The sequence below is a fragment of the Enterobacter cancerogenus genome (assembly GCF_019047785.1).
GTDB classification, from domain to species: Bacteria; Pseudomonadota; Gammaproteobacteria; order Enterobacterales; family Enterobacteriaceae; genus Enterobacter; species Enterobacter cancerogenus.
In genome coordinates this window covers 652,203-675,483 of the sequence record NZ_CP077290.1, presented here as the reverse complement: position 1 = coordinate 675,483, position 23,281 = coordinate 652,203, and the positions used below count along the sequence as shown (strand labels likewise).

Genomic DNA, 23,281 nt, shown 5'->3' with positions numbered 1-23,281 from the left:
AACATCAGGGAAAAGAAATGGCAACGAAAAAGAATAAAATGTGGCCCGCGCGTCAGGCGTTATATTTTGTCGTTGCGTTTTTCAACGTCGCGCAGTCAGTTTACGCCCGTGAAACATTCAACCCCGAGCTGGTGGAGCTGGATAACCCGGGTATGGGCAAAGCGGATTTGTCCGCGTTTGAAACGGGCGGTCAGGCGCCGGGCCAGTACCGCGTTGACATTATTCTCGACGGCCAGCTTGTAGAGACCAAAGACGTGCAGTTTATTGCCGGGAAAGCCGCGGACGCACCCTTGCAGCCCTGTCTGAGCCTCGAGCGGCTAAAAGCGTGGGGTGTAAAAACCGCGCTGTTCCCCGCGTTGTCGCAAGACAGCGCGGACTGCGTCAACCTGGAGGCGATCCCGCAGGCCAGCGCACGGTTTGAGTTTGCGGCGCAGCGGCTCATCATCAGTATTCCGCAGGCCGCGATCGCTATGCCCGCACGCGGCTATGTCTCGCCCGACCGCTGGGACGACGGGATCACCGCCGCCATGCTGAATTACAGCCTTAGCGGGGCAAAAGGCTGGGCCAGGCAACATACCGGAACGGACGCCAGCAGCCAGTACATTAACCTGCGTCCAGGGCTTAACGTCGGGCCGTGGCGACTGCGAAATTACAGCACCTTGTCGCGAGACGCGTCAGGGCAGAGCAGCACGGATACGGTTTATACCTATGTTCAGCGCGCCATTATCCCCCTGAAAGCGCAGCTTACGTTAGGCGACAGCGCGTCCCCCTCGGATGTGTTTGACAGTCTGCCGTTTCGCGGCGGCCAGTTGGCCTCGGATGACGATATGCTGCCGGATTCGCAGAAAGGGTACGCCCCGGTGGTCAGAGGGATTGCCCGCACCAATGCCCAGGTAGTTGTGCGCCAAAACGGCTATCAGATTTATCAGACCTACGTGGCGCCCGGGGCCTTTGCGATTACCGATATGTACCCTACCGGCGGCGCGGGCGATCTTGACGTCACCATAGTGGAAAGTGACGGGAGCGAGCAGCACTTTACGCTGCCGTTTGCTTCTCTGCCGGTTTTGCAGCGGGAAGGGCGACTGAAATACGCGCTCACCGCCGGACAGTACCGCTCGTATGACCGCAGCGAAGAAAACACGCCGTTTGGCGTAGTGACGGCCATATATGGTTTGCCGCAGGGATACACCCTTTACGGCGGCGTGCAGGCATCCGCTAAGTATCAGGCCCTGTCGCTGGGGGTCGGAAAAAATATGGGCGGCCTCGGTGCCGTGTCTGTGGACGTGACGCGGAGCGAATCATCGCCTCGGGGCGAGGGCCAGGCTCACGGTGAGTCCCTGCGGGCGCGATACGCTAAAAACATGGTCAGCACTGGCACCCATTTTTCAATTGCGGGCTACCGCTATGCCACCCGCGGCTATTACGGCATGCAGGAGACTCTGGATACGTATGGCGATAACCGCATCGTTCAGGAGCGGCGTCGCAACCGGGCGGAGTTGACGATGAGTCAGTCGCTCGGCGGGAACCGTGGGTCGCTGATGCTGAGCGCGGCGCGGGAAGATTACTGGAATTCCGGACGAACCATGGCGTCCTACAGCCTTGGGTATAACAACTACTGGCGGCATGTCAGCTTCGGGTTGACGTGGACGTACAGCAGAAACGGCACCCCCGACGCCAGTGGCAGCCAAAAACGGTATGAAAAAGATCAGCTTCTGGCCCTTAACATCAGCGTTCCGCTTGATGCACTCCTGCCGCAGACGTGGGCCAGCGAAGGGATGAACGTCAGTAAACACAATGGCACAACGCACAACGTCGGCCTGAACGGTGTGGCGCTGGACAACCAGGCCTTGAGCTGGAACCTGCAGCAGGGCTATGGCACCCGTGGCGCAGGCAACTCCGGCACCCTGAGCGGCGATTATAAAGGCGCTTACGGCGATGCGAGCCTGGGATACGGCTACGACAAACAGAGCGCCCGCCTCAACTATGGCCTGCAGGGCGGGATTCTTCTGCATGAGAATGGCCTGACGCTCTCGCAGCCGCTTGGCGAGACCAACTCACTGGTTAAAGCGCCGGGCGCGCATGATGTTGCTATCCGCAACCAGCCGGGCGTCAAAACTGACTTTCGCGGCTATACGGTGGTCAGCAATCTGTCGGTATACCGTCAAAACGACATTACCCTCGCGCCCGAAAGCCTGCCTGACGACGTCGAGCTGGAGCTGACCACCCAGACGGTGACGCCAACCCGTGGCGCGGTAGTGCGATCGGACTACAGGGCGAAAATTGGCCGCCGCGCCCTGATAACCTTGCTTTACCGGGGGCGTGCCGTGCCTTTTGGTGCCATCGTCACCCTGGCGCGCGTGGAGAGCGACAGCGTGATTGTGGGCGACAGAGGGCAGGCGTACCTCTCCGGTCTGGAGGATCGGGGAACGCTCGACGTGAAGTGGGGGCCTGGCCCGGACCAGCAGTGCCGCGCCGCGTTCACGCTTGCGGACCCGCCTTCTCCGGCGGGCATGACCGAACTGACAATTAACTGCCTTTAGGGTTTAACCGATGCGATTACCGATCTTCATTTTTATGCTTTGTCTCGCGTTAAGCGCACCTGTCGCGGACGCCGGCACCTGCACGACGATCACGCCCCTGGAGTCGACGCTCTCGGTAGGGACGTTGTCAGTGCAGCGCGATGTCGCGGTGGGGACGGTTATCTTTTCCCGCGCGGCCACCACGACGAAATCGTATTTAAGTGGCTGTAGCAACCCGTTGATCCTAGGGTTCAGCCTGCGATACCTGAATGCCGTGCCGAGCACCCTGGGCAATCATATTTACGATACTAATATCCCGGGAATTGGTATCCGCTTCTCTTCGGGCGCGCATTTCGACAACCCGATGAACACCTTTTCGTATAACGCGCAGACATCTTACGTGGAATGGTGGGGCGGGAAAATTGAACTGATTGTCACCGGGCCAGTGACCTCTGGCTCGCTGACGCCGGGCGTTGTCGGCGTCGTCGCCGTGCAGGACGCTGACGGCGTTTTTCGCGACGGCCTGACCACGCGTATTACCGACGGAACCGTTAATGTCGTGGCCTGCACGATCCTCACGCCGCAACTGACCTTTCCGATAGGCGATATCTCCGCCGCGACGTTTGGCTCAACGGTGGGCACTACCCCTTCGGGGGCGCAAAACACCCAAAACCTGGGTCTGAATTGCGATGCGGGCGCCAACGTGACGGCGACCTTAAGCGGCATTCAGAATCCCGATGTGGCGAATAACAGCGTGCTGGCCTTAACCGGACAGGGTAACACCGGCACGGCAAAAGGCGTCGGCGTACAACTGTTATATAACGGCACGCCGCTGACGTTGAATAACCGTCTGGTGATGAAGTTCGCTGCGGGTGGGCAGGAGACATTTCCGTTGACCGCGCGCTATTACCAGACGCTGCCGGTCGTGGAGGCGGGCTCCGCGAATGCATCCGCCACGCTTAATCTCACCTACCAGTAGCGGGAGCCTGTGAAGATGAATATCAAAATGTTGCTGTTGGCGAGCCTGCTGAGCACCAGTGCAGAGGCTGCGGATGGGGTGAACCTGAGCGTCACGGGAAATATTGTCGCGTCACCCTGCGTGTTTAACGCAGGCAATGACAGCCTCGATATCAACCTTGGCGATCATCAGGCCACAAACATGGCTACCCCGGGCGCGTCTACCGATCCGGTTTCGTTTAACCTGGCCTTTACCCTGTGCCCGGCGGGCACGCGGAGCGTAACGGTGCTCTTCACCGGCACGCCTGATCCCGACGCTGGGCCGGAGTATTACAAGAACAGCGGCACGGCGACGCATGTGGCTATTGCCATGTCCGAGGCGAGCAGCGGGACGTTAAAGGGGAGCGGGTCAACAATTACGCGGGCGATCGGCGCAGACAGAACGGTCACGCTGCCCATGCAGGCCGTGGTCACATCGGTCGACGGCAGGGCAACGCCCGGATCGCTGAGCGCGGTGGTGGTCCTCACCATGCAGTACAACTGAACGGTATGAGCGTAAAGAGAGAAAAATGATCAATATCCTGATAAAAGAATCTAATGCCTTATTCCGCTGCGGACTCACCGCGTTTTTTAGCGATTTCTTTTGGCGCGAACGCGGGCAGACTATCGGCTTCAATTTTACTTTTACACCTGAAAGCGTAAAAAACGCCGATATCATCGTGCTGTCGTTATGCCCGGGGGAGTGCTTTACCTGTTTGCCGGAACTGCATGCGCGACAGAAGGGGATAATCATTGGCTTTGTCGATGATGACCGGCGCGCCTGCGCAATGGGCTCCTGTTTTGAGGATATTATTTTTATCTCCCGACGCGCATCGCTTGCCAGAATGCGCCAGGAACTCTGCCGTCTGTGGCATAACCTCCAGCGCCCGGAATATCATCAGCAGGCCGTATCATGTTTTGATTGCCAGCAGAAATACCTTTCACCCCAGCAGATTCGCATTATGATTGGCTTGCATAAAGGTATGACGGTGCTGCAGATAGCCAATAAATTACGTATTAGCGGCAAAACCGTGTTTACGCACAAATATATGGCGATGCAGAAATTCAATTTGCGCAGTGATTATGAGTTAGTGCTGTGGATGAATCGGCTGGCAGAGAAAAATAACTGGCCTGCCGTATTTCGCGATGAGCTGAGTCATTAATCGTAAAAAGCAGAAGAGGAAAAGGGCGTGTCATTCTGGATAAAATGACACGCCGGCATAAATGAGGGGAAGATGTTAAAGATCGTCCATGGTGTAGCCCACCACAATTTCCAGCGTTTTGCGGATTACGTCTGCCTGGACCACATCGTGCGTGGTTTCCAGCGTCTGGATGAGCCACAGAATGATGGCTTTATTGGTCAGATGGCCTTCCGAGGCCAAAACACAACGGACTGCAGTAGAAAAAACAGCGGACTCTTCAGCAAAACGCTCGCCTGCGTGACGGAAATACTCCGATAATGCGCTATCTAAAAAGGCGGAATGGTATTCGGGTTGAAGCTGAATATTTTGTCTCATTTGTTCTCACCGTAGCTGTTAAGTTGTAGTCAATGTATTTTCTTTGGATCGGACGGTTTTCCATTACCAAATAAAGGCACTACATTGTCTCTGTTATATTTCAGAGATCCCTCTCTGTTGGATCGTCCTTGAGCGGCTCTGCGACGCATAAACGGGATTGTGGTTTCACCCATTTCGGCAATCACCTTCGCGAGTGTCTCCCGCCGCTGGGGATTCTTTTCATGTGCTTTCATACTTTGCAGACGCTGAAGCAGCGCTTCGGTTGTAACTGGCCCCCGCTCTTTCAGAAGAGAAAGAACGGCTTCACCGATAAGCTGGTCGATCAGTTTGTCTACATCACTGCTGTTCATTATCGTTCAAAGAGCAGTCCAAGCAGCATGTGATAGTGCTGTTCCTCTTCCGGGCCGGAGGCCCTTTCAAGGCGGCTTAAAAGTTTGGTGCAGAGCGATTTGCGATTCAAATTCCGCCCGTCGCTCAGGATCTCAACAACCACCTGGCCCAGCGTCTCTTGCTGAGTGGGAAGCGCGGCTTTTTCGAAGTACTGCGCAATCGCGGCTGCTGAGTCAGCGACGTAACCGTTCTGTTGCATGTTTCGCTCCTGTAAAATTCCGTAATCAGTAACGTTACAAATAAGGTATACACATTTTTTAAATCTGTACATGGAAAATGTACAGTTTTTTAAATATTTTGTAGCGTTTATAACAAATATTGTTATTTAACATGTGGTTATGTGAAATTAATTTTATGCGACTGTGTCAGGATATATTGTACAATGCGCGTTCTGAATGTTGTGTTGTACAGGATGCTTACGGGGTGTGCGATCGCATGTAACTTATTGAGATGTAGATTATTTGTTAGCGAATTAATGTGCTATAACAGAACCCTACCCACAATGATTTGTGGCCGACCCTATTAACCCCGGAACAAGCATGCTAACAACCATCATTTACCGCAGTCACATCTGCGAGGACGTTCCAGTGAAAGCACTGGAAGACATGGTAGGGGTTGCAAACAGGAAGAACCAACACGCGGACGTAACCGGAATTTTGCTGTTCAATGGAACGCATTTTTTCCAGTTACTCGAGGGACCCGAAGCGAGCGTTTTGGCAATCTATCAGAATATTTGTCGCGATCCGCGACATCACAATCTGGTGGAGCTGCTTTGCGACCATGGGCCTTCACGCCGGTTTGGTAACGTCGGGATGGAGCTTTTCGACCTGCGTAAATATGACAGGGACGAGGTTCTTCAGCAGGTGCTGGACAAAGGCACCACCAAGTACCAGATGACATACAACGACCGCGCGCTGCAGTTCTTCCGCACGTTCGTTGAGGCTACGGAAAAAGCCAACTACTTTGAACTTCCCTCTGCGGATGCCTGGGATTTTGTTCAGGAAGAAACCGCGTTATCCGCACAGCCTGCTGTGGTGCCGAAGGGCGCAGACTGTAGCTTCGCGTTTCAGCCTATCGTTGACCCGTTTATGCAGCAGGTGGTCTCGTGGGAAGCGCTTGTCCGTACGGTGGATGGCGGATCGCCAGCGGACTATTTTTCATCACTCACGGGCAATGCCATCTATGAAGCCGACCTGAAAAGTAAGCAGGTCGCGCTTTCCATGGCCTGCGCGCTGGGGCTTCAGACCCAGACGCTGTCCCTCAATCTGCTGCCGATGACGCTGGTTAATGCGCCGAATGCGGTGGACTTTTTGCTCACGGCAATCGAAGCGAACGGCTTTGTACCGGAGCAAATCGTGGTGGAATTCACTGAAAGCGAAGCCATTTCACGCTTTGAGGAATTTAATCACGCCGTGAGACAGCTTAAAAGCGCCGGTATCAGCGTGACGATCGATCACTTTGGTGCCGGATTTGCCGGGCTGCAGCTTCTGGCTCAGTTTCAGCCGGACAGAATCAAGATAAACCGCGATCTGGTGGCGAACGTTCACAAAAGCGGGCCGCGTCAGGCGATTATCCAGGCGATCATTAAGTGCTGCGCCTCACTCGAAATCCAGTTTTGTGCCGTCGGCGTGGAGCTGGCTGAAGAGTGGATGTGGCTGGAATCGGCTGGCATTTCTCAGTTCCAGGGGCATCTTTTTGCGAGCCCACGGTTGGGCGGCGTTCCAGCCATCGCCTGGCCTGAGAAAAAGTTCGAAATTTAATCAGGTTGTACACTATGACTCACGCATAGCTGTACGAACGGTCAAATTTATACAACAATACATTAACGAGTGGATGGTTTGTACACCATCCACTTGTTCCAGGATGAGGAGTTAGTTATACAAATGCGTTGTACAATCTGATAAGGTAAGACGAGTTAGGTATGGAAGTATTGAGCGTGAGGGAGTTTATGGCCTATTACAGTATCGGCGAAGTCGCCGAACGATGCGGTATTAACCCCGTTACGCTGCGTGCCTGGCAGCGCCGTTATGGATTGTTAAAGCCACAGCGCAGCGAAGGGGGTCATCGGCAGTTTGACGATGAAGATATCCTGCGTATCGAAGAGATCAAGCGCCTGATGAAAAGCGGCGTGTCGGTCGGTAAAGTTAAAGCATTACTTGAAAATAAAGAAGTATTGACCCAAAGCAGTTGGGTGGTGCTTCAGGAAGAGATGTTAACCGTTCTGCGCTACGCGAACCCAACAAAGCTGCGCGCCAAGATCGGCGAGTTTCGTCGCGACTACGCGATGGATGTGCTGATCGACATGATTATCACTCCCGTACGTCAAAAAATGAATCAGGACCAGAATACGGTGCGTCACATGGCGAGCCTGCTCGACGGCGTACTGATTGAATTTGCCATCACAAGCCTGGTTGAATCGCGCAAGAAAGTCGGCAAAGACGCGCTGCTGATTGGCTGGGAGTGTGATGACCGAACCCATCTCTGGCTCGAAGCTGCACGCCTGGCGTGGAAAGGATGGCATATTGACGTCCTGGCTGAACCCATTGATTCGCCGCGCCCCGAGCTTTTCCCGGGACAAAAAATCTTCGTCTGGACGGGAAAAACGCCTACGGCACGCCAGCAGGAACAGCTGGATCACTGGCGGGAACAGGGTTTTGCCGTGTCATTCCACGGGGCAGAATAGTTGGTATAACGCGGCCACGCGCTGATAATGTGATTGACGATGAGAACCCCGCCGATGCGGGGTTTATGCTTTCTGGTGAGACGATGTTTTCACGGATGAATTCCATTCATGATCCGTTGTAATGTGGTTCAGTTATTATCTCGTGCAGCGACGGATTGAATTTTCCATACACCATTCTCCTTAACCATACAGTCGATAACCGTGTGGGGATTTTTTTTGCCGTAAGTGATGCTGACGTTAACGCAAACCGGATCGGCATCATAAGAAGCTATCGACACATTTTGCGCCCAGTCGTCACCGATATATTGCGATTTGGTGAAAAAATCTGCGTCATAATATTCTTCATCGGCGTAGCGCGGATCCTGCGCATGACGCAATTTCTGCATAGTGCTTGCGGTGACGTAGGTATCAATTCGTCCGCTATCACTAATGGGAAAGTGGTCGTCATTAATCTGGTTCACGTACCAGCGATTAAATTCAAGCGCTCGCTGCATGGGAATTTGCATATCATCCGCTGCTGATGCGGTGGCGCTGAGTATGAGAAGAACGGCTACTTTTTTCATTTTAATAATGCCTGTAAAGCGTCACGGCAGGCTGTAACTTTCTGTACCGTGGTCCTGGATATAAGCTGTTTTGTCTGAAATCGGAATACCACGTTCCTGCGCCGTCGTATATGCATGCATGACCATATTCACCTGGGCCCGGCAGTGCATCAATGACTGCAACATCTCCAGCCACGGGGGTTCCGTACACTTTAACAAAGCCCGCGTTTTCGAGCGACCGCCAGAAGTCTTTAGCATTAGCGCCTTCGATTTTGACGCCGCCCGCGCGAATGGCGGCAGCGACGGCGCGCGCGCAATAATGGCCGGTATGAGCCTGAGCGTGGGTGCGGGCATAAGAAACGGCTTCTGATTTATTCCATGACATAAATTTTCCCTTTGTATGAACAATTAACAGGGAAACATTACGCCGAATATATTGAGCAAGATGTAAATAATGACGAAGCGATATTAACCAAAATAGATCGCATCCATGCTTAAACAAGGGTAAATAACCTCACTCAATACCTTTCGCGATTAAGCCTGTTCTTTGCAGGGATAAACGCTTTCCACACCCAGATTTTGAGAAATAGGGGTGATGTTTCACGAACCTTGCCGTTAACACTACGTCAGGCAATCAGCGCATAACCCAGCGGCAGATTCCTGCAGAAACCCCTTAACGGCAACTCTTTGATTTAGCGTAAATTGCTAAAAACCGCAGAAACCAGAAAATCTATCTTAATAATAGGCATTTCCGATGCATATTTTACTTTTGCCGATTTTAATTCTCTCTTAATGAAAAATGGGCGATTTATCAAGGCATTGAACAATTCAAACCCTCCCTCCTGCAACTTGCTACAGGGTCTATGCTTAAGGAAAGTCGCCAAAAAGGGCGATTAAGCCGAAAGCCCCTGCTCGCAAGGGGTTGAAGTGATAATCGTTATCACTAACATGGTGTTATGCCCTGGTGGCTTATTAGATGAGGTGGACCTATGGAACTGCATTCAGAAACCTTCAATCCTGCCGATTTTGCCTGGCGCGGGCTAACGCTTACGCCCGCCGCTGCAGCCCATATCCATGAGCTGGTGGCGAAGAAGCCCGAAATATTGGGCGTGCGCTTAGGCGTAAAACAGACGGGCTGCGCAGGCTTCGGCTATGTGCTGGATACCGTCACAGAACCTGCTAAAGATGACCTGGTGTTTGAAACTGACGGCGCGAAGCTCTACGTCGCGCTGCAGGCGATGCCCTTTATCGACGGCACCGAGGTTGACTATGTCCGTGAAGGTTTAAATCAGCTGTTTAAATTTCATAACCCGAAAGCCCAGAACGAATGTGGCTGCGGCGAAAGCTTTGGGGTATAGGCGGTACTATGTCTCGTAATACTGAAGCAACGAGTGATGTTAACACCTGGAGTGGCGGGCACCTCAACTATAAAGAGGGGTTCTTCACGCAGTTGCAGACCGATGAGCTGGCGAAAGGCATCAACGAAGAGGTTGTACGTGCCATTTCGGCCAAGCGTAATGAGCCGGAGTGGATGCTCGAATTCCGCCTGAGCGCGTTTCGCGCCTGGCTGGAAATGGAGGAGCCGCACTGGCTGAAAGCGCACTACGATAAGCTGAACTATCAGGATTACAGCTACTACTCCGCGCCGTCCTGCGGCAGCTGTGATGACACCTGCGCCTCTCAGCCTGGCGCGGTCCAGCAAACCGGCGCTGACAATAGCTTCCTCAGTAAAGAGGTTGAAGACGCATTCAACCAGCTCGGGGTACCGGTACGCGAAGGCAAAGAGGTGGCGGTGGACGCCATCTTTGACTCCGTCTCCGTCGCGACGACCTACCGTGAAAAACTGGGCGAACAGGGGATCATCTTCTGCTCGTTCGGCGAGGCGATTCACGATCACCCCGAGCTGGTGAAAAAGTACATCGGTACCGTGGTGCCGAGTAACGACAACTTCTTTGCGGCCCTGAACGCCGCGGTGGCTTCCGACGGCACCTTTATTTACGTGCCGAAAGGGGTGCGCTGCCCGATGGAGCTGTCGACCTATTTCCGTATCAACGCGGAGAAAACCGGTCAGTTCGAACGAACTATCCTGGTTGCCGATGAAGGCAGTTACGTCAGCTATATTGAAGGGTGCTCAGCGCCAGTGCGTGACAGCTACCAGCTTCATGCTGCGGTCGTGGAAGTGATCATCCACAAAGACGCGGAAGTGAAATACTCCACGGTGCAAAACTGGTTCCCGGGGGACGGCAATACCGGCGGCATTCTGAACTTCGTCACCAAGCGTGCGCTGTGCGAAGGTCAGAACAGCAAAATGTCCTGGACCCAGTCGGAAACCGGCTCGGCCATCACCTGGAAATACCCAAGCTGCATTTTGCGCGGGGACAACTCCATCGGCGAGTTCTACTCGGTGGCGCTCACCAGCGGTCATCAGCAGGCGGATACCGGCACCAAGATGATCCATATCGGCAAAAATACCAAATCGACGATCATCTCGAAAGGCATCTCTGCCGGGCACAGCCAGAACAGCTATCGCGGTCTGGTGAAAATCATGCCGACGGCGACCAACGCCCGTAATTTTACCCAGTGTGACTCTATGCTGATCGGTGCCGACTGCGGGGCACACACCTTCCCGTACGTCGAGTGCCGGAACAACAGCGCGCAGCTTGAGCACGAGGCGACAACCTCGCGCATCGGGGAAGATCAGCTCTTCTACTGCCTGCAGCGTGGGATCAGCGAAGAAGATGCCATTTCGATGATTGTGAACGGCTTCTGCAAGGATGTGTTCTCTGAACTGCCGCTGGAATTTGCCGTTGAAGCCCAGAAACTCCTCGCCATCAGTCTTGAACACAGCGTCGGTTAAGGAAAGCACATGTTAAGCATTAAAGATTTACAGGTCAGTGTGGAAGATAAAGAGATCCTCCGCGGTCTCAACTTTAACGTCAAACCGGGCGAAGTCCACGCCATCATGGGGCCAAACGGCTCCGGGAAAAGTACGCTTTCTGCGACGCTGGCAGGACGAGAAGATTACGAAGTCACCCACGGCGCGGTTGAGTTTAACGGCAAAGATCTTCTGGAGATGTCGCCGGAAGAGCGGGCGGGCGAGGGCATTTTTATGGCCTTCCAGTATCCGGTGGAAATACCCGGCGTCAGCAACCAGTTCTTCCTGCAAACCGCGCTCAACGCGGTACGCAAGTATCGCGGCCTCGACGCGCTGGACCGCTTTGACTTCCAGGATCTGATGGAAGAGAAGATCAAGCTGTTAAAAATGCCGGAAGACCTGCTGACCCGCTCGGTCAACGTCGGCTTCTCCGGCGGTGAGAAAAAGCGTAACGATATCCTGCAGATGGCGGTGCTCGAACCGGAACTTTGCATTCTGGATGAGACCGACTCCGGCCTGGATATCGATGCCCTGAAAATTGTGGCGGACGGGGTTAACTCTCTGCGCGATGGCAACCGCTCGTTCATCATCGTGACCCACTACCAGCGCATTCTTGACTACATCAAACCGGATTTTGTGCACGTGCTCTATCAGGGACGTATTGTGAAATCCGGCGATTTTACGCTGGTCAAACAACTGGAGGAGCAAGGTTATGGCTGGCTTACCGAACAGCAGTAATGTTCTCCAGCAGTGGCACCGCCTGTTTGAAGCGCAGGGCAACACCCGGTCTGAACAGGCTGAGCACCATTTGCAGCAGCTGCTGCGCCTCGGCCTGCCGACGCGTAAGCAGGAGAACTGGAAATACACCCCGCTCGATGGCCTGCTGAAGGGCGAATTTGTCACGCGCCTGGCTGACGTTCACCCGGCGCAGCGCGACGCGCTGGCGCTCACCCTGGATGCGGTGCGTCTGGTCTTTGTTGACGGGCAGTTCCGACCTGAACTGAGCGACAGCACCCAGGAGAGCGGATTTGAGGTGGCGATCAATAACGATCGGCAGAACCTGCATGCGCCCGTGCAGCCTGAGGTTTTCCTGCACCTGACCGAAAGCCTGGCGCAGAGCGTGACGCATATTTCCGTCAGGCGTAACCAGCGCCCTGACAAACCGCTACTGCTGATGCACATCACCCAGGGGCTGGACGGCGATGAGATCAACACGGCGCACTATCGTCACCACGTTGAGCTGGCGGAAGGGGCGGAGGCGACGGTCATCGAGCATTATGTCAGCCTGAACGATACCCGCCATTTCACCGGGGCGCGCCTGACCATGAACGTGGCCGCGAACGCCCAGCTTCACCACATCAAGCTGGCGTTTGAAAACCCGGTGAGCCATCACTTTGCTCATAACGACATTGCGCTGGGGCCAGACGGCGCGGCCGACAGCCACAGCTTCCTGCTCGGCGGCGCGGTGCTAAGACACAACACCAGCACGCAGCTTAACGGTGAAAACACCACCCTGCGCATCAACAGCCTGGCGATGCCGGTGAAATCAGAAGTGTGCGACACGCGTACCTGGCTTGAGCACAACAAAGGCTACTGTAACAGCCGCCAGCTGCATAAAACCATCGTCAGCGATAAAGGGCGTGCGGTGTTTAATGGCCTGATCAACGTGGCGCAGCACGCGATCAAGACCGACGGGCAGATGACCAACAACAACCTGCTGATGGGCCGTCTGGCGGAGGTGGATACCAAGCCGCAACTGGAGATCTACGCCGATGACGTCAAATGCAGCCACGGCGCAACGGTCGGGCGGATTGACGACGAACAGATGTTCTATCTGCGCTCGCGCGGCATTGACCAGCAGGCCGCGCAGAAGATGATTATCTATGCCTTTGCCGCGGAGCTGACGGAAGCCCTGCGCGACGGCATACTCAAACAGCAGGTCCTGACTCGTATTGGCCAGCGTCTGCCTGGAGGCGAGGCATGAGTTTTCCCGTAGAAAAAATCCGGGCTGATTTCCCGGTCCTGACCCGTGAAGTCAACGGTCTGCCGCTGGCCTATCTCGACAGCGCGGCCAGTGCCCAGAAGCCCAATCAGGTCATTGACGCTGAAGCCGGGTTCTACCGCCACGGCTATGCCGCCGTGCATCGTGGCATTCACACGCTTAGCGCCGAAGCCACTCAAAGCATGGAAAACGTGCGTACTCAGGCCGCTGCGTTCCTCAACGCCCGCTCGCCGGAAGAGCTGGTCTTTGTGCGCGGCACCACCGAAGGGATCAACCTGGTGGCTAACAGCTGGGGCAGCGCGCAGGTGCACGCGGGTGATAACATCATCATCACCCGGATGGAGCACCATGCCAATATCGTGCCGTGGCAGATGCTCTGCGAGCGCGTCGGTGCAGAGCTGCGCGTGGTCCCGCTGCATGACGATGGCACGCTTCAGCTGGCGCAGCTTGACGCACTGCTGGACGAGCGCACGCGGCTGGTGGCGGTGACGCAGGTCTCTAACGTGCTGGGCACCGAGAACCCGGTAGCGGAGATCGTTGCGAAGGCGCATCAGGTGGGCGCGAAGGTGTTGATAGATGGTGCCCAGGCGGTGATGCACCACGCGGTGGATGTGCAGGCGCTGGATTGCGATTTCTACGTCTTCTCCGCCCATAAGCTTTACGGGCCTACCGGTATTGGCGTGCTGTACGTCAAAGAAGATATTTTGCAGGCCATGCCGCCGTGGGAAGGGGGCGGGTCGATGATCGCCACCGTCAGCCTGACGCAGGGCACCACCTACGCCCGTGCGCCGTGGCGCTTTGAGGCGGGGACGCCCAACACCGGCGGGATTATCGGCCTGGGAGCGGCGTTATCTTACGTCTCGGCCATCGGCCTTGAGGCAATTCATGAATATGAACAGCTGCTGATGCATTATGCGTTACAGGAGCTTGCCAACGTGCCGGACCTGACGTTATACGGCCCAGCCAACCGCCAGGGCGTTATCGCCTTTAATCTGGGGAAACACCACGCCTATGATGTGGGGAGCTTCCTTGATAATTACGGCGTGGCGGTACGTACCGGACATCACTGCGCTATGCCGCTGATGGAGTGGTACCAGGTGCCGGCAATGTGCCGGGCATCGCTGGTAATGTATAACACGATGGAAGAGGTCGACAGACTGGTGGCTGGGCTGAAGCGCATTCATCAGCTGCTGGGTTAACAAAGAGGCGAAACATGGCAGAACTGCCGGACAAAGAAAAACTGCTGCGTAACTTCGGGCGTTGCGCAAACTGGGAAGAGAAGTATCTCTATATTATTGAGCTGGGACAGCGTTTGCCGCCGCTCGGTGAAGAGGCCCATAACCCTGATAATATTATTCAGGGCTGTCAGAGCCAGGTGTGGATTGTGATGCACCAGAATAGCGACGGCGTTATTGAGCTACAGGGTGACAGCGATGCCGCCATTGTAAAAGGGCTTATCGCCGTCGTGTTTATTCTCTATCACCAGATGTCTCCTCAGGATATCGTCGCCTTTGACGTGCGCCCGTGGTTTGAAAAAATGGCGCTCACGCAGCATCTCACCCCGTCACGCTCCCAGGGTCTGGAAGCGATGATCCGCGCCATCCGCGCTAAAGCCGCAATCATTAGCTAGACTTACAGGACAGCATTCATTCTGTTTCGCGAGGTGGTTCCCGCCTCGCTGGTTTTTCAGCTTTCTGGCGTTCTGTCAGTGAATAAGGAATCTCAGCATGAAGCGCGCGTCTTTCATTACTCTTATACTTTTAGGTTCGCTCGGTGCCCTTAATACGGCCCGTGCGGTGGATTACCCTTTGCCGCCCGTCGGCAGCAGGCTTATTGGCCAAAATCAAACGTACACCATTCAGGAGGGCGATAATAAACTGCAGGACATTGCGCGACGGTTTAACACCGCCGCACAGCTGATCCTTGAGACCAATAATACCATTGCACCGGTGAACCCCGCGCCGGGCACGGTAATCACTATACCGTCTCAAATGCTGCTACCGGACACCCCGCGCGAGGGGATTGTGGTGAACCTGGCAGAGCTGCGGCTCTATTACTTCCCGCCGGATGAAAACAGGGTAGAGGTCTATCCGCTTGGCATCGGCCAGCTGGGGCTGGAAACGCCGGTCAGTACCACGCGCGTGAGCCAGAAAATCCCCAATCCTACCTGGACGCCAACGGCGGGCATCAGAGCACGCTCACTGGCGCAGGGCATTAAACTGCCGCCTGTCGTACCCGCAGGGCCAAATAACCCACTGGGACGCTTTGCACTGCGTTTAGGCATCGGTAACGGTGAATATCTCATCCACGGTACCAGCGCGCCAAATAGCGTCGGTCTGCGCGTCAGTTCCGGCTGTATGCGCATGAATGCCCCGGATATTAAAGCGCTGTTCGAACAGGTGCGCGTCGGCACGCGGGTCCAGATTATCAACGAGCCGGTCAAATTCGCCGTGGAGCCAGACGGCAGGCGTTACATCGAGGTTCACCGTCCGCTGGCGCAGCAGGAAGGGGAGGACCCGCAAACCGTAGCGATAAGCCACTCAGCGGATTTTGCGACCTTTGTGGCGCAGGCGGGCAATGATAAAGCGCTTATTGATAAAGCGTTGTCACGCCGGGCCGGGATACCGGTTGCCGTGTCAACGGCGAGCGGCACGTCCGCGAGCACAAACGTGTTATCGGTGCAAAATAGCCGGGGGTCAGATGCGGTTGCAGAGCGCGAGGGAGAGAAGGTGACGCAGTAGTCTGGAAAAGGCAAAAAAAATGGCGCACAATGTGCGCCATTTTATTAACAGGTACTATTACTTACGGTATTTAGTAGCCTGGTTGTCCAGACGCTGGTTAGCGCGAGCTGCGTCGTCTTTAGCAGCCTGAACGTCAGAACGCATTGCGTTCACGTCGTTGCTCAGCTGGTCAACTTTAGCGTTCAGAGTCTGAACGTCAGAAGACAGCTGATCGATTTTAGCGTTGCTGGAGCAACCTGCCAGCAGAGTAGAACCCAGGATTACCGCGCCCAGTACCAGTTTAGTACGATTCATTATTAATACCCTCTAGATTGAGTTAATCTCCATGTAGCGTTACAAGTATTACACAAACTTTTTTAGGTTGAGAATATTTTTTTGTTGGGAATGCGCCTATTTTTGATCGTTCGCTCAAAGAAGCATCGTATTTGGCATTTTTGTCGAAAAAGCTATGTTAAAAAAGGCATTTTTCATCGGATTCATCTTAGATAATTGGCGATTAAATAGAAAAACCCGATTTGCTTTTTGATTAGACAGGGCTAAAGACAGGAATAAAAAAAGCGCCCCGTGGGGCGCTTTAATCAAAATTAATTCGTTCGGGAATTATTACAGCACGTGAACAGATGCGGTGTTAGTGGTGCCCGCTGGGACCAGCGCACCAGAAACCATTACCACAACGTCGCCTTTCTGTGCCAGACCGCTTTGCAGCGCCAGTTCTTTACCCTGGATGTAGAAATCGTCAGTTGATGCGATTTCTTCCACCAGATGCGCCACAACGCCTTTGCTCAGCACCAGCTGACGCGCAGTCGTTTCGTTAGTGGTAAGCGCCAGGATGGTGGCGTCCGGGAAGTATTTACGCACTGCACGAGCAGATTTACCGCCCTGGGTTGCCACAACGATCAGCGGCGCGTCCAGTTTTTCGGCGGTTTCTACCGCACCGCGGCACACTGCTTCGGTGATGCGCAGTTTACGGCTGTCGTTGTTGAAGTCCAGACGGCTGGTCATCACGCGGTCAGTACGCTCGCAGATGGTCGCCATGATGCTAACGGCTTCCAGCGGGTATTTCCCTTTTGCAGACTCACCGGACAGCATGACTGCGTCGGTACCGTCGAGGATGGCGTTCGCCACGTCGCCTGCTTCTGCGCGGGTAGGGCGTGGGTTTTTGATCATGGAGTCCAGCATCTGCGTCGCGGTGATAACCACTTTGCGCGCGCGAACGCATTTCTCGATCATCATCTTCTGCGCGAAGATAACTTCTTCAACCGGGATTTCAACGCCCAGGTCACCACGTGCAACCATGATGCCGTCAGACGCTTCGAGGATTTCGTCGAAGTTGTTCAGGCCTTCCTGGTTTTCAATTTTGGAGATGATCTGAATCTTCTCGCCGCCGTGCGCTTTCAGGTGCTCACGGATTTCCACCACGTCGGAACGCTTACGGATAAAGGACGCTGCCACGAAGTCAACGCCTTGCTCGCAGCCGAAGATCAGGTCTTGCTTGTCTTTTTCAGCCAGTGCTGGCAGCGCGATGGAAACGCCCGGCAGGTTAACGCCTTTGTTTTCGCCCAGGTCGCCGTTGTTCAGCACTTTACAGATAACTTTATTACCTTCGATAGCGGTCACTTCCATGCCGATCAGGCCGTCGTCCACCAGAACGGTGTTGCCAACGGACAGATCGCTGGTGAAGCCTTCATAGGTTACCGCAACGGTTTCGCTGTTGCCGACAACAGACTTGTCGGTGGTGAAGGTGAAGGTCTGACCCGCTTTCAGGGAAACGTCGTTACCGCCTTCCAGCTTGATAGTACGGATTTCAGGACCTTTGGTGTCCAGCAGGATTGCGGCTTTTTTGCCGGTCTTGCTCATCACGTTGCGCAAGTTCTGGATACGCTGACCGTGCTCAGCATAGTCACCGTGAGAGAAGTTCAGACGCATAACGTTCATGCCGGCGTCCAGCATTTTGCTCAGCATCTCTTCAGATTCGGTTTTTGGGCCGATGGTGCAAACAATTTTCGTCTTTTTCATGACAGTCTTAGTCTTTAAGTTGGGAAGGATATGGAAATCTCGCTCCGGGGGCGCACCGCCGCGGAGTCAAACCTGTGTTGCAAAAGAGTATATGACACGCACTAAGGATAGGAGACATCAAATGAGCGTGCAGAAGAAAGTGTGCCTGTGTGACAGCCCAACGGGAGAGAGGAAAAGTTGTACGTGGTTTTTTGTCTTCCAAGCGCTGAAACCATTCACCAGGGATTTGGCGCGCATTATACGCTGAAAGGGAGGTAAAAGGAAAATGGAAACAGCGTTTCAAAAACAATCTTTGCAGTTTCACATAAGATTGTTATCAATGCGTTAAGGTGAAATGACATCTTATGGCGGCAGGTGCAACACCTGCCGCGTATTGCTTAAAGAGTCAGCGCCTGGTCGAGGTCGGCGATCAAATCCTGCGCGTCCTCTATCCCCACCGACAGGCGGATAAGCTGCGGGACGATCCCGTTAGCCAGACGCTGCTCAAGAGGGATAGAGGCGTGCGTCATGCTGTAGGGCTGGCTGACCAGACTCTCCACGCCGCCCAAACTTTCGGCAAGCGTAAACAGTTTCAGTTTGCGGATGACCTCTGTCGCGCGTTGCGCATCGCCTTTAACCACCAGCGAAATCATGCCGCCGGGCAGCGCCATCTGGCGACGGGCAAGTTCATACTGCGGGTGTGACGCCAGCCCCGGGTAAAATACGCTCTCAACCTGCGGGTGCTGCTCCAGCCATTGGGCCACGGCCAGTGCGTTGATTGAGTGGCGCTCGACGCGCAGCGAAAGGGTACGGATGCCGCGCAGGGTCAGGAAACTGCTGAACGGATCCAGAACGCCGCCAACGGCGTTTTGCAGGAAGCCCAGCTGTTCGGCCAGCGCCGGGTTATCGCCCACCACCGCCAGCCCGGCCACCACGTCCGAATGGCCGTTGAGATATTTGGTGGCTGAGTGCACCACGATATCAAATCCGGACGCCAGCGGACGGTGGATCACCGGTGAGGCAAAGGTGTTATCCGCCACGCTGATAACGCCATGACGACGCGCAATGTCCGCTATCGCCGCCAGATCGGCCAGCTTTAACAGCGGATTGGTCGGTGTTTCTACCCAGACCATGCGCGTCTGGGGCCGGATCGCGGCTTCGATAGCCGCCAGGTCGCCGGGTTTTACCCAGCTCACCTGCAGCCCGGCGCTGCGCTTGCGCACGTTTTCTATCAGGCGCCAGGTGCCGCCGTAAACGTCATCAATGGCGATGATATGGCTGTCTTTATCCAGAAGCTCAAGCACGGTCGAAATCGCCGCGAGGCCGGACGCAAACGCGTAGCCCCGCGAACCGCCTTCAAGCCCGGCAATCGCGGTTTCCAGCGCGTGGCGGGTCGGGTTACCGCTGCGGGAATACTCATAGCCGGTGTGCTCGCCCGGCGACGGTTGTGCAAACGTGGACGTGGCGTAAATCGGCGGCATGACCGCGCCGTGCTCGTCGCGAAACTCGCCGCTGTGAACGCTGAGGGTGGCCAGATTTTTCATCGTTTATTCCTTTATTGTGACAGGCGGTTGCGCCAGGTGGTCAGAACGTCGCTGCGCGTGATCAGCCCTAAAAAACGGTCGTTGTCAGTAATGACAGCGACCAGACCGCGGTCGAAGATGTTGAACAGGGCGCTGTCAGGGGCGTGTTTATCGAGAAACTCAACCTGTCGCGTCATGGCCCGGGTGACGGGTAGCGCGAAACGATCGCCATCCCCTCCGATATGGCGCAGCAGATCCCACTCATCAATGATGCCAACGACCCGGCCATTCTCCATGACCGGAAGCTGGGAGATGTCATACAGGCGCATTCGCGCCAGCACGGTGGAGAGCGTGTCATCCGGTGCGACAGTCACCGTTGCACCCTCGTCGTGCCGCAGGGCAATGTAGTCGGACAGGTCGCCAGCCGCAGGGCGCGAGATCAACCCCTGCTGGCGCAGCCAGTCATCGTTAAACATTTTTGAGAGATATTTATTGCCGCTGTCGCAGGCAAAGGTCACCACGCGTTTGGGCGAGGACTGTGCCTGGCAATATTTCAGCGCGGCGGCGAGCAGCGTGCCGCTGGAGGAACCGGCCAGAATGCCCTCTGTTTTCAGCAGGTCGCGCGCGGTGGCAAAAGCCTCGCGATCGCTGATGCGCCAGGCGCGGTTCACCCCCTCAATGTGGGCCAGCGGGGGAATAAAGTCTTCGCCAATCCCCTCGACCAGCCAGGCGCCGGCATCCTGATAGCGCCCGGTCTCAACCTGATCGGCCAGAACCGACCCGGCGGGATCCGCCAGCACGAACTCGGTGTGAGGAGAGTGTTCGGCAAACCATGCCTGCAGGCCACCCAGCGTTCCGCCGGAGCCAACGCCAACGACAATGGCGTCGATGTTGCCATTAAGCTGCTCAAACAGCTCCGGTGCGGTCGTGGTGCGGTGCGCCAGCGGGTTGGCTGGATTATTAAACTGGTCGATATAAAACGCACCGGGCAATTCGTCCGCCAGACGTTGGGCGTAATCCTGATAGTAGGCCGGGTGGCCTTTATTCACGTCTGAACGGGTGAGCACCACCTGTGCGCCCAGCGCACGCAGGTGGAATATCTTTTCACGACTCATTTTGTCCGGCACAACCAGAATCAGCGCATAGCCTTTTTGCGCCGCAATCAGCGCCAGGCCCAGCCCCGTATTCCCGGCAGTGGCCTCAATAATCGTGCCGCCGGGCTGCAACAGGCCGCTGCGCTCGGCTTCCGCGATCATCGACAGCGCCACGCGATCTTTAATCGAGCCGCCGGGGTTCTGGTTTTCCAGCTTGAGAAACAACGAGCAGGGGCCGGTATCGAGTTTGTGCAGCTGGATGACGGGCGTCTGGCCAATCAGGTCGGTAACGGAATGGTAAATCGTCATGGTCATGTCCTTTCAGGATTTCATGACCGGATGATAGGACCCTGAAATTTTCTCAATAAAGAACCTTTCACTGCCAGTTATGACAGAAAGGAATATTCATACCGTTTCGGGGGGGAAAGACAGCAAGACGTAAAGTGCTCTGGAAGTGAGGATGGCCAAATCGACCTGTTTTGCGCTAAAAATAGCCGATTTTGCCGGCTGAGCGCGGCGGTATATGCATTCGCCAGAAATCAATTGCTGAAATTCATCTAACAGGCTCGCAGGCTGTAGCTGCGCCTCTTATTTCATCAGGTTATAAGACATTCCATTTTGGTCATTTCAAAGTTGATAACGGCTGTTTACTCTCTTTTGGACATCCATACTGCTAAACCGCTAAATGCGGAACGGATCAGAATAAGAATGATAGTACTCAGGAACATTTCGAAGATTTTTGACAACGGAAAGGTGGCGCTCACGGCGGTTGATAACGTCAATCTGACGGTGGAGCAGGGCCAAATTTACGGCATTATCGGCTACAGCGGCGCGGGGAAAAGTACCTTAATTCGCCTGCTCAATGGCCTTGAAAAGCCAAGCGTCGGTAGCGTGACCATCAACGGGCAGGATATTTCCGCCGCAAAAGGCGAAGCGCTGCGACAGGCACGCCTGAAAATCAGCATGGTTTTCCAGCACTTCAACCTGCTGTGGTCGCGTACGGTGAATGAGAATATCGCCTTTTCGATGCAAATTGCGGGTGTCCCTAAAGCCCGGATCAAGGCTCGCGTGGCCGAACTGGTAGAGCTGGTTGGGCTGAAGGGGCGCGAAAATGCCTATCCGTCTCAGCTGAGCGGCGGTCAAAAACAGCGTGTCGGCATCGCCCGTGCGCTGGCGAATAACCCTGACGTGCTCTTGTGCGATGAGGCCACCTCTGCGCTTGATCCGCAGACCACCGATCAGATCCTCGATCTGCTTTCGGACATTAACCGTCGCTTTAAGCTGACCATCGTGCTGATCACCCACGAAATGCACGTGGTGCGCAAAATTTGCGACCGCGTGGCGGTGATGGAAAACGGCAAAGTGGTGGAAGAGGGAGAGGTCCTGAGCGTCTTTACGCATCCGCAGCAGCCGATTACCCAACAGTTTGTCCGTCAGGTGAGCCAGTACGCCGAGGATGAAAGCTTTAATGCCGAACTGGCGAACGCGCTGGAGGGCACGGTGATCAGGCTGACCTTCACCGGGCACAGCACGCACCGTCCGGTTGTGGGCGAACTGACCCTGCGCTACGGCCTGCCGTTTAATATTCTGCACGGAAAAATGACCCAAACCGCCCACGGGGTATTTGGACAACTGTGGGTGCACGTGGTGGCATCCGATGAACAACTGAACAATATCCTCGCCGATTTGCAGCACAGCGATATTGAAGGCGAGGTCGTGAAGCATGGCTGAGAATCTCTTTCCGCATCTGAAGTGGGACCAGCTCTGGTCTGCAACCCAGGAGACCCTGTACATGACGGCGCTGTCCGGGGTGGCGACGTTTGTGCTGGGCATCGTGCTTGGCCTGGCGCTGTTTTTAACCGCGCGCGGCGGGCTGTTTCAGAACCGTACGGTCTACAGCGTGATCTCGATTGTGGTGAACGTGTTCCGCTCTATCCCGTTCATCATTCTGATCGTACTGCTGATCCCGTTCACGAAAACGATTGTCGGCACCATTCTCGGGGCCAACGCGGCGCTGCCTGCTCTGATTGTTGGCGCGGCACCTTTCTATGCGCGTCTGGTTGAGATTGCCCTGCGCGAAGTGGACAAAGGGGTAATCGAAGCCACGCGTTCCATGGGAGCCCGGCTGAGCACGTTAGTGTTTCGGGTTTTACTCCCGGAATCATCACCCGCACTGGTTTCAGGTATCACAGTGACGCTCATCGCGCTGGTGAGCTACAGCGCGATGGCGGGAGTGATTGGTGCCGGCGGGTTGGGAAACCTGGCCTATCTGGAAGGATTCCAGCGCAACCACGGTGACGTCACGCTGGTGGCAACGGTGACCATTTTGATCATCGTTTTCATTATCCAGTTCTGCGGCGATGTCATTACTTCACTGTTAGACAAAAGATAATCTCTAATAACA

At 55.1% G+C, this 23,281-nt stretch carries 25 protein-coding genes; 15 read left to right on the top strand and 10 right to left on the bottom strand.

The window, feature by feature from the left end; translation table 11 throughout:
• Positions 1-17: 17 nt before the first annotated feature.
• Genes I6L58_RS03135 through I6L58_RS03120 form a run of 4 tightly spaced genes read left to right on the top strand, consistent with a single transcriptional unit; the run spans position 18 to position 4,678 of the window.
• Positions 18-2,540: a fimbria/pilus outer membrane usher protein gene (locus I6L58_RS03135; RefSeq protein WP_088207441.1), complete on the top strand. Its 2,523-nt coding sequence runs from the start codon at positions 18-20 to the stop codon at positions 2,538-2,540.
• Positions 2,541-2,550: 10 nt separating this feature from the next.
• The gene (locus I6L58_RS03130; protein WP_088207440.1) at positions 2,551-3,498 is read left to right on the top strand and encodes a fimbrial protein; all 948 of its coding nucleotides are present in this window, start codon (positions 2,551-2,553) and stop codon (positions 3,496-3,498) included.
• 15 nt (positions 3,499-3,513) lie between these two features.
• Positions 3,514-4,020: a fimbrial protein gene (locus tag I6L58_RS03125; protein WP_390881712.1), complete on the top strand. Its 507-nt coding sequence runs from the start codon at positions 3,514-3,516 to the stop codon at positions 4,018-4,020.
• Between the two features lie 25 nt (positions 4,021-4,045).
• Entirely contained in the window at positions 4,046-4,678 is a 633-nt protein-coding gene (locus I6L58_RS03120; protein WP_088207438.1) for a helix-turn-helix transcriptional regulator, read from the top strand.
• A 75-nt stretch (positions 4,679-4,753) separates the two neighbouring features.
• On the opposite strand, the gene I6L58_RS03115 is transcribed toward I6L58_RS03120, so the two are convergent.
• From I6L58_RS03115 to ycgZ, 3 genes are read right to left on the bottom strand one after another with little or no spacing between them, the layout of a single operon-like run.
• Complete coding sequence (locus tag I6L58_RS03115; RefSeq protein ID WP_006174895.1) at positions 4,754-5,032, bottom strand: biofilm/acid-resistance regulator YmgB/AriR; 279 nt, start codon at positions 5,030-5,032, stop codon at positions 4,754-4,756.
• 29 nt (positions 5,033-5,061) lie between these two features.
• Positions 5,062-5,382, bottom strand: coding sequence for a hypothetical protein (locus tag I6L58_RS03110; RefSeq protein WP_006174896.1), 321 nt, complete (start codon positions 5,380-5,382; stop codon positions 5,062-5,064).
• Positions 5,382-5,621: a regulatory protein YcgZ gene (ycgZ, locus tag I6L58_RS03105; protein ID WP_042319640.1), complete on the bottom strand. Its 240-nt coding sequence runs from the start codon at positions 5,619-5,621 to the stop codon at positions 5,382-5,384. Before ycgZ ends, I6L58_RS03110 begins: the two co-directional genes overlap by 1 nt.
• Before the next feature lie 340 nt (positions 5,622-5,961).
• Here ycgZ and I6L58_RS03100 point away from each other — a divergent pair, with 340 nt between their 5' ends.
• Together I6L58_RS03100 and I6L58_RS03095 are read left to right on the top strand one after the other, a co-directional pair.
• Positions 5,962-7,182: a diguanylate phosphodiesterase gene (locus tag I6L58_RS03100; protein ID WP_088207437.1), complete on the top strand. Its 1,221-nt coding sequence runs from the start codon at positions 5,962-5,964 to the stop codon at positions 7,180-7,182.
• A gap of 188 nt (positions 7,183-7,370) precedes the next feature.
• Positions 7,371-8,105, top strand: a complete 735-nt coding sequence (locus I6L58_RS03095) for a MerR family transcriptional regulator (protein ID WP_042319642.1) — start codon at positions 7,371-7,373, stop codon at positions 8,103-8,105.
• 128 nt (positions 8,106-8,233) lie between these two features.
• Here I6L58_RS03095 and I6L58_RS03090 read toward each other — a convergent pair whose 3' ends face one another.
• The gene (locus I6L58_RS03090; RefSeq protein WP_088207436.1) at positions 8,234-8,668 is read right to left on the bottom strand and encodes a DUF3828 domain-containing protein; all 435 of its coding nucleotides are present in this window, start codon (positions 8,666-8,668) and stop codon (positions 8,234-8,236) included.
• A gap of 1 nt (position 8,669) precedes the next feature.
• The gene (locus I6L58_RS03085) at positions 8,670-9,032 is read right to left on the bottom strand and encodes a CHAP domain-containing protein (protein WP_088207435.1); all 363 of its coding nucleotides are present in this window, start codon (positions 9,030-9,032) and stop codon (positions 8,670-8,672) included.
• A gap of 604 nt (positions 9,033-9,636) precedes the next feature.
• Between I6L58_RS03085 and sufA the strand changes: the two genes are divergently transcribed.
• The 7 genes from sufA (at position 9,637) to ldtE (ending at position 16,265) form a co-directional block, all read left to right on the top strand.
• Positions 9,637-10,005: a Fe-S cluster assembly scaffold SufA gene (gene sufA, locus I6L58_RS03080; RefSeq protein WP_006174903.1), complete on the top strand. Its 369-nt coding sequence runs from the start codon at positions 9,637-9,639 to the stop codon at positions 10,003-10,005.
• A gap of 8 nt (positions 10,006-10,013) precedes the next feature.
• Positions 10,014-11,504, top strand: coding sequence for a Fe-S cluster assembly protein SufB (gene sufB, locus I6L58_RS03075; RefSeq protein ID WP_088207434.1), 1,491 nt, complete (start codon positions 10,014-10,016; stop codon positions 11,502-11,504).
• A gap of 9 nt (positions 11,505-11,513) precedes the next feature.
• Complete coding sequence (gene sufC / locus I6L58_RS03070) at positions 11,514-12,260, top strand: Fe-S cluster assembly ATPase SufC (RefSeq protein WP_006174905.1); 747 nt, start codon at positions 11,514-11,516, stop codon at positions 12,258-12,260.
• A complete protein-coding gene (sufD, locus tag I6L58_RS03065; protein ID WP_058608956.1) occupies positions 12,235-13,506 on the top strand; it encodes a Fe-S cluster assembly protein SufD in 1,272 nt (423 codons plus the stop codon). The genes sufC and sufD overlap by 26 nt, the downstream gene beginning before the upstream one ends.
• On the top strand, positions 13,503-14,723 hold the full coding sequence (gene sufS / locus I6L58_RS03060) for a cysteine desulfurase SufS (protein ID WP_088207433.1): 1,221 nt from the start codon (positions 13,503-13,505) through the stop codon (positions 14,721-14,723). Before sufD ends, sufS begins: the two co-directional genes overlap by 4 nt.
• A 14-nt stretch (positions 14,724-14,737) precedes the next feature.
• Entirely contained in the window at positions 14,738-15,154 is a 417-nt protein-coding gene (gene sufE, locus I6L58_RS03055) for a cysteine desulfuration protein SufE (RefSeq protein WP_006174908.1), read from the top strand.
• Positions 15,155-15,251: 97 nt separating this feature from the next.
• Positions 15,252-16,265, top strand: coding sequence for a L,D-transpeptidase LdtE (gene ldtE / locus I6L58_RS03050; protein WP_088207432.1), 1,014 nt, complete (start codon positions 15,252-15,254; stop codon positions 16,263-16,265).
• A gap of 57 nt (positions 16,266-16,322) precedes the next feature.
• On the opposite strand, the gene lpp is transcribed toward ldtE, so the two are convergent.
• The 5 genes from lpp to I6L58_RS03030 all read right to left on the bottom strand — a co-directional run bounded on the left by lpp (position 16,323) and on the right by I6L58_RS03030 (position 21,186).
• Positions 16,323-16,559 carry a murein lipoprotein Lpp gene (gene lpp, locus I6L58_RS03045; protein WP_001082307.1) on the bottom strand — a complete coding sequence of 79 codons (237 nt, stop codon included), beginning with the start codon at positions 16,557-16,559 and terminating at the stop codon, positions 16,323-16,325.
• 309 nt (positions 16,560-16,868) lie between these two features.
• Entirely contained in the window at positions 16,869-18,281 is a 1,413-nt protein-coding gene (gene pykF, locus I6L58_RS03040) for a pyruvate kinase PykF (RefSeq protein WP_006174910.1), read from the bottom strand.
• Positions 18,282-18,288: 7 nt separating this feature from the next.
• A complete protein-coding gene (ynhH, locus tag I6L58_RS23105; protein ID WP_420025991.1) occupies positions 18,289-18,399 on the bottom strand; it encodes a protein YnhH in 111 nt (36 codons plus the stop codon).
• Positions 18,400-18,658: 259 nt separating this feature from the next.
• Positions 18,659-19,804 (bottom strand): trans-sulfuration enzyme family protein, encoded by a 1,146-nt coding sequence (locus I6L58_RS03035; protein ID WP_088207431.1) that lies wholly within the window; start codon positions 19,802-19,804, stop codon positions 18,659-18,661.
• Between the two features lie 11 nt (positions 19,805-19,815).
• Positions 19,816-21,186, bottom strand: a complete 1,371-nt coding sequence (locus I6L58_RS03030; protein WP_088207430.1) for a pyridoxal-phosphate dependent enzyme — start codon at positions 21,184-21,186, stop codon at positions 19,816-19,818.
• Positions 21,187-21,585: 399 nt separating this feature from the next.
• Here I6L58_RS03030 and I6L58_RS03025 point away from each other — a divergent pair, with 399 nt between their 5' ends.
• Both I6L58_RS03025 and I6L58_RS03020 read left to right on the top strand, forming a co-directional pair.
• On the top strand, positions 21,586-22,608 hold the full coding sequence (locus I6L58_RS03025; RefSeq protein ID WP_058608952.1) for a methionine ABC transporter ATP-binding protein: 1,023 nt from the start codon (positions 21,586-21,588) through the stop codon (positions 22,606-22,608).
• Positions 22,601-23,269: a methionine ABC transporter permease gene (locus I6L58_RS03020; RefSeq protein ID WP_058608951.1), complete on the top strand. Its 669-nt coding sequence runs from the start codon at positions 22,601-22,603 to the stop codon at positions 23,267-23,269. Before I6L58_RS03025 ends, I6L58_RS03020 begins: the two co-directional genes overlap by 8 nt.
• Positions 23,270-23,281 lie beyond the last annotated feature (12 nt).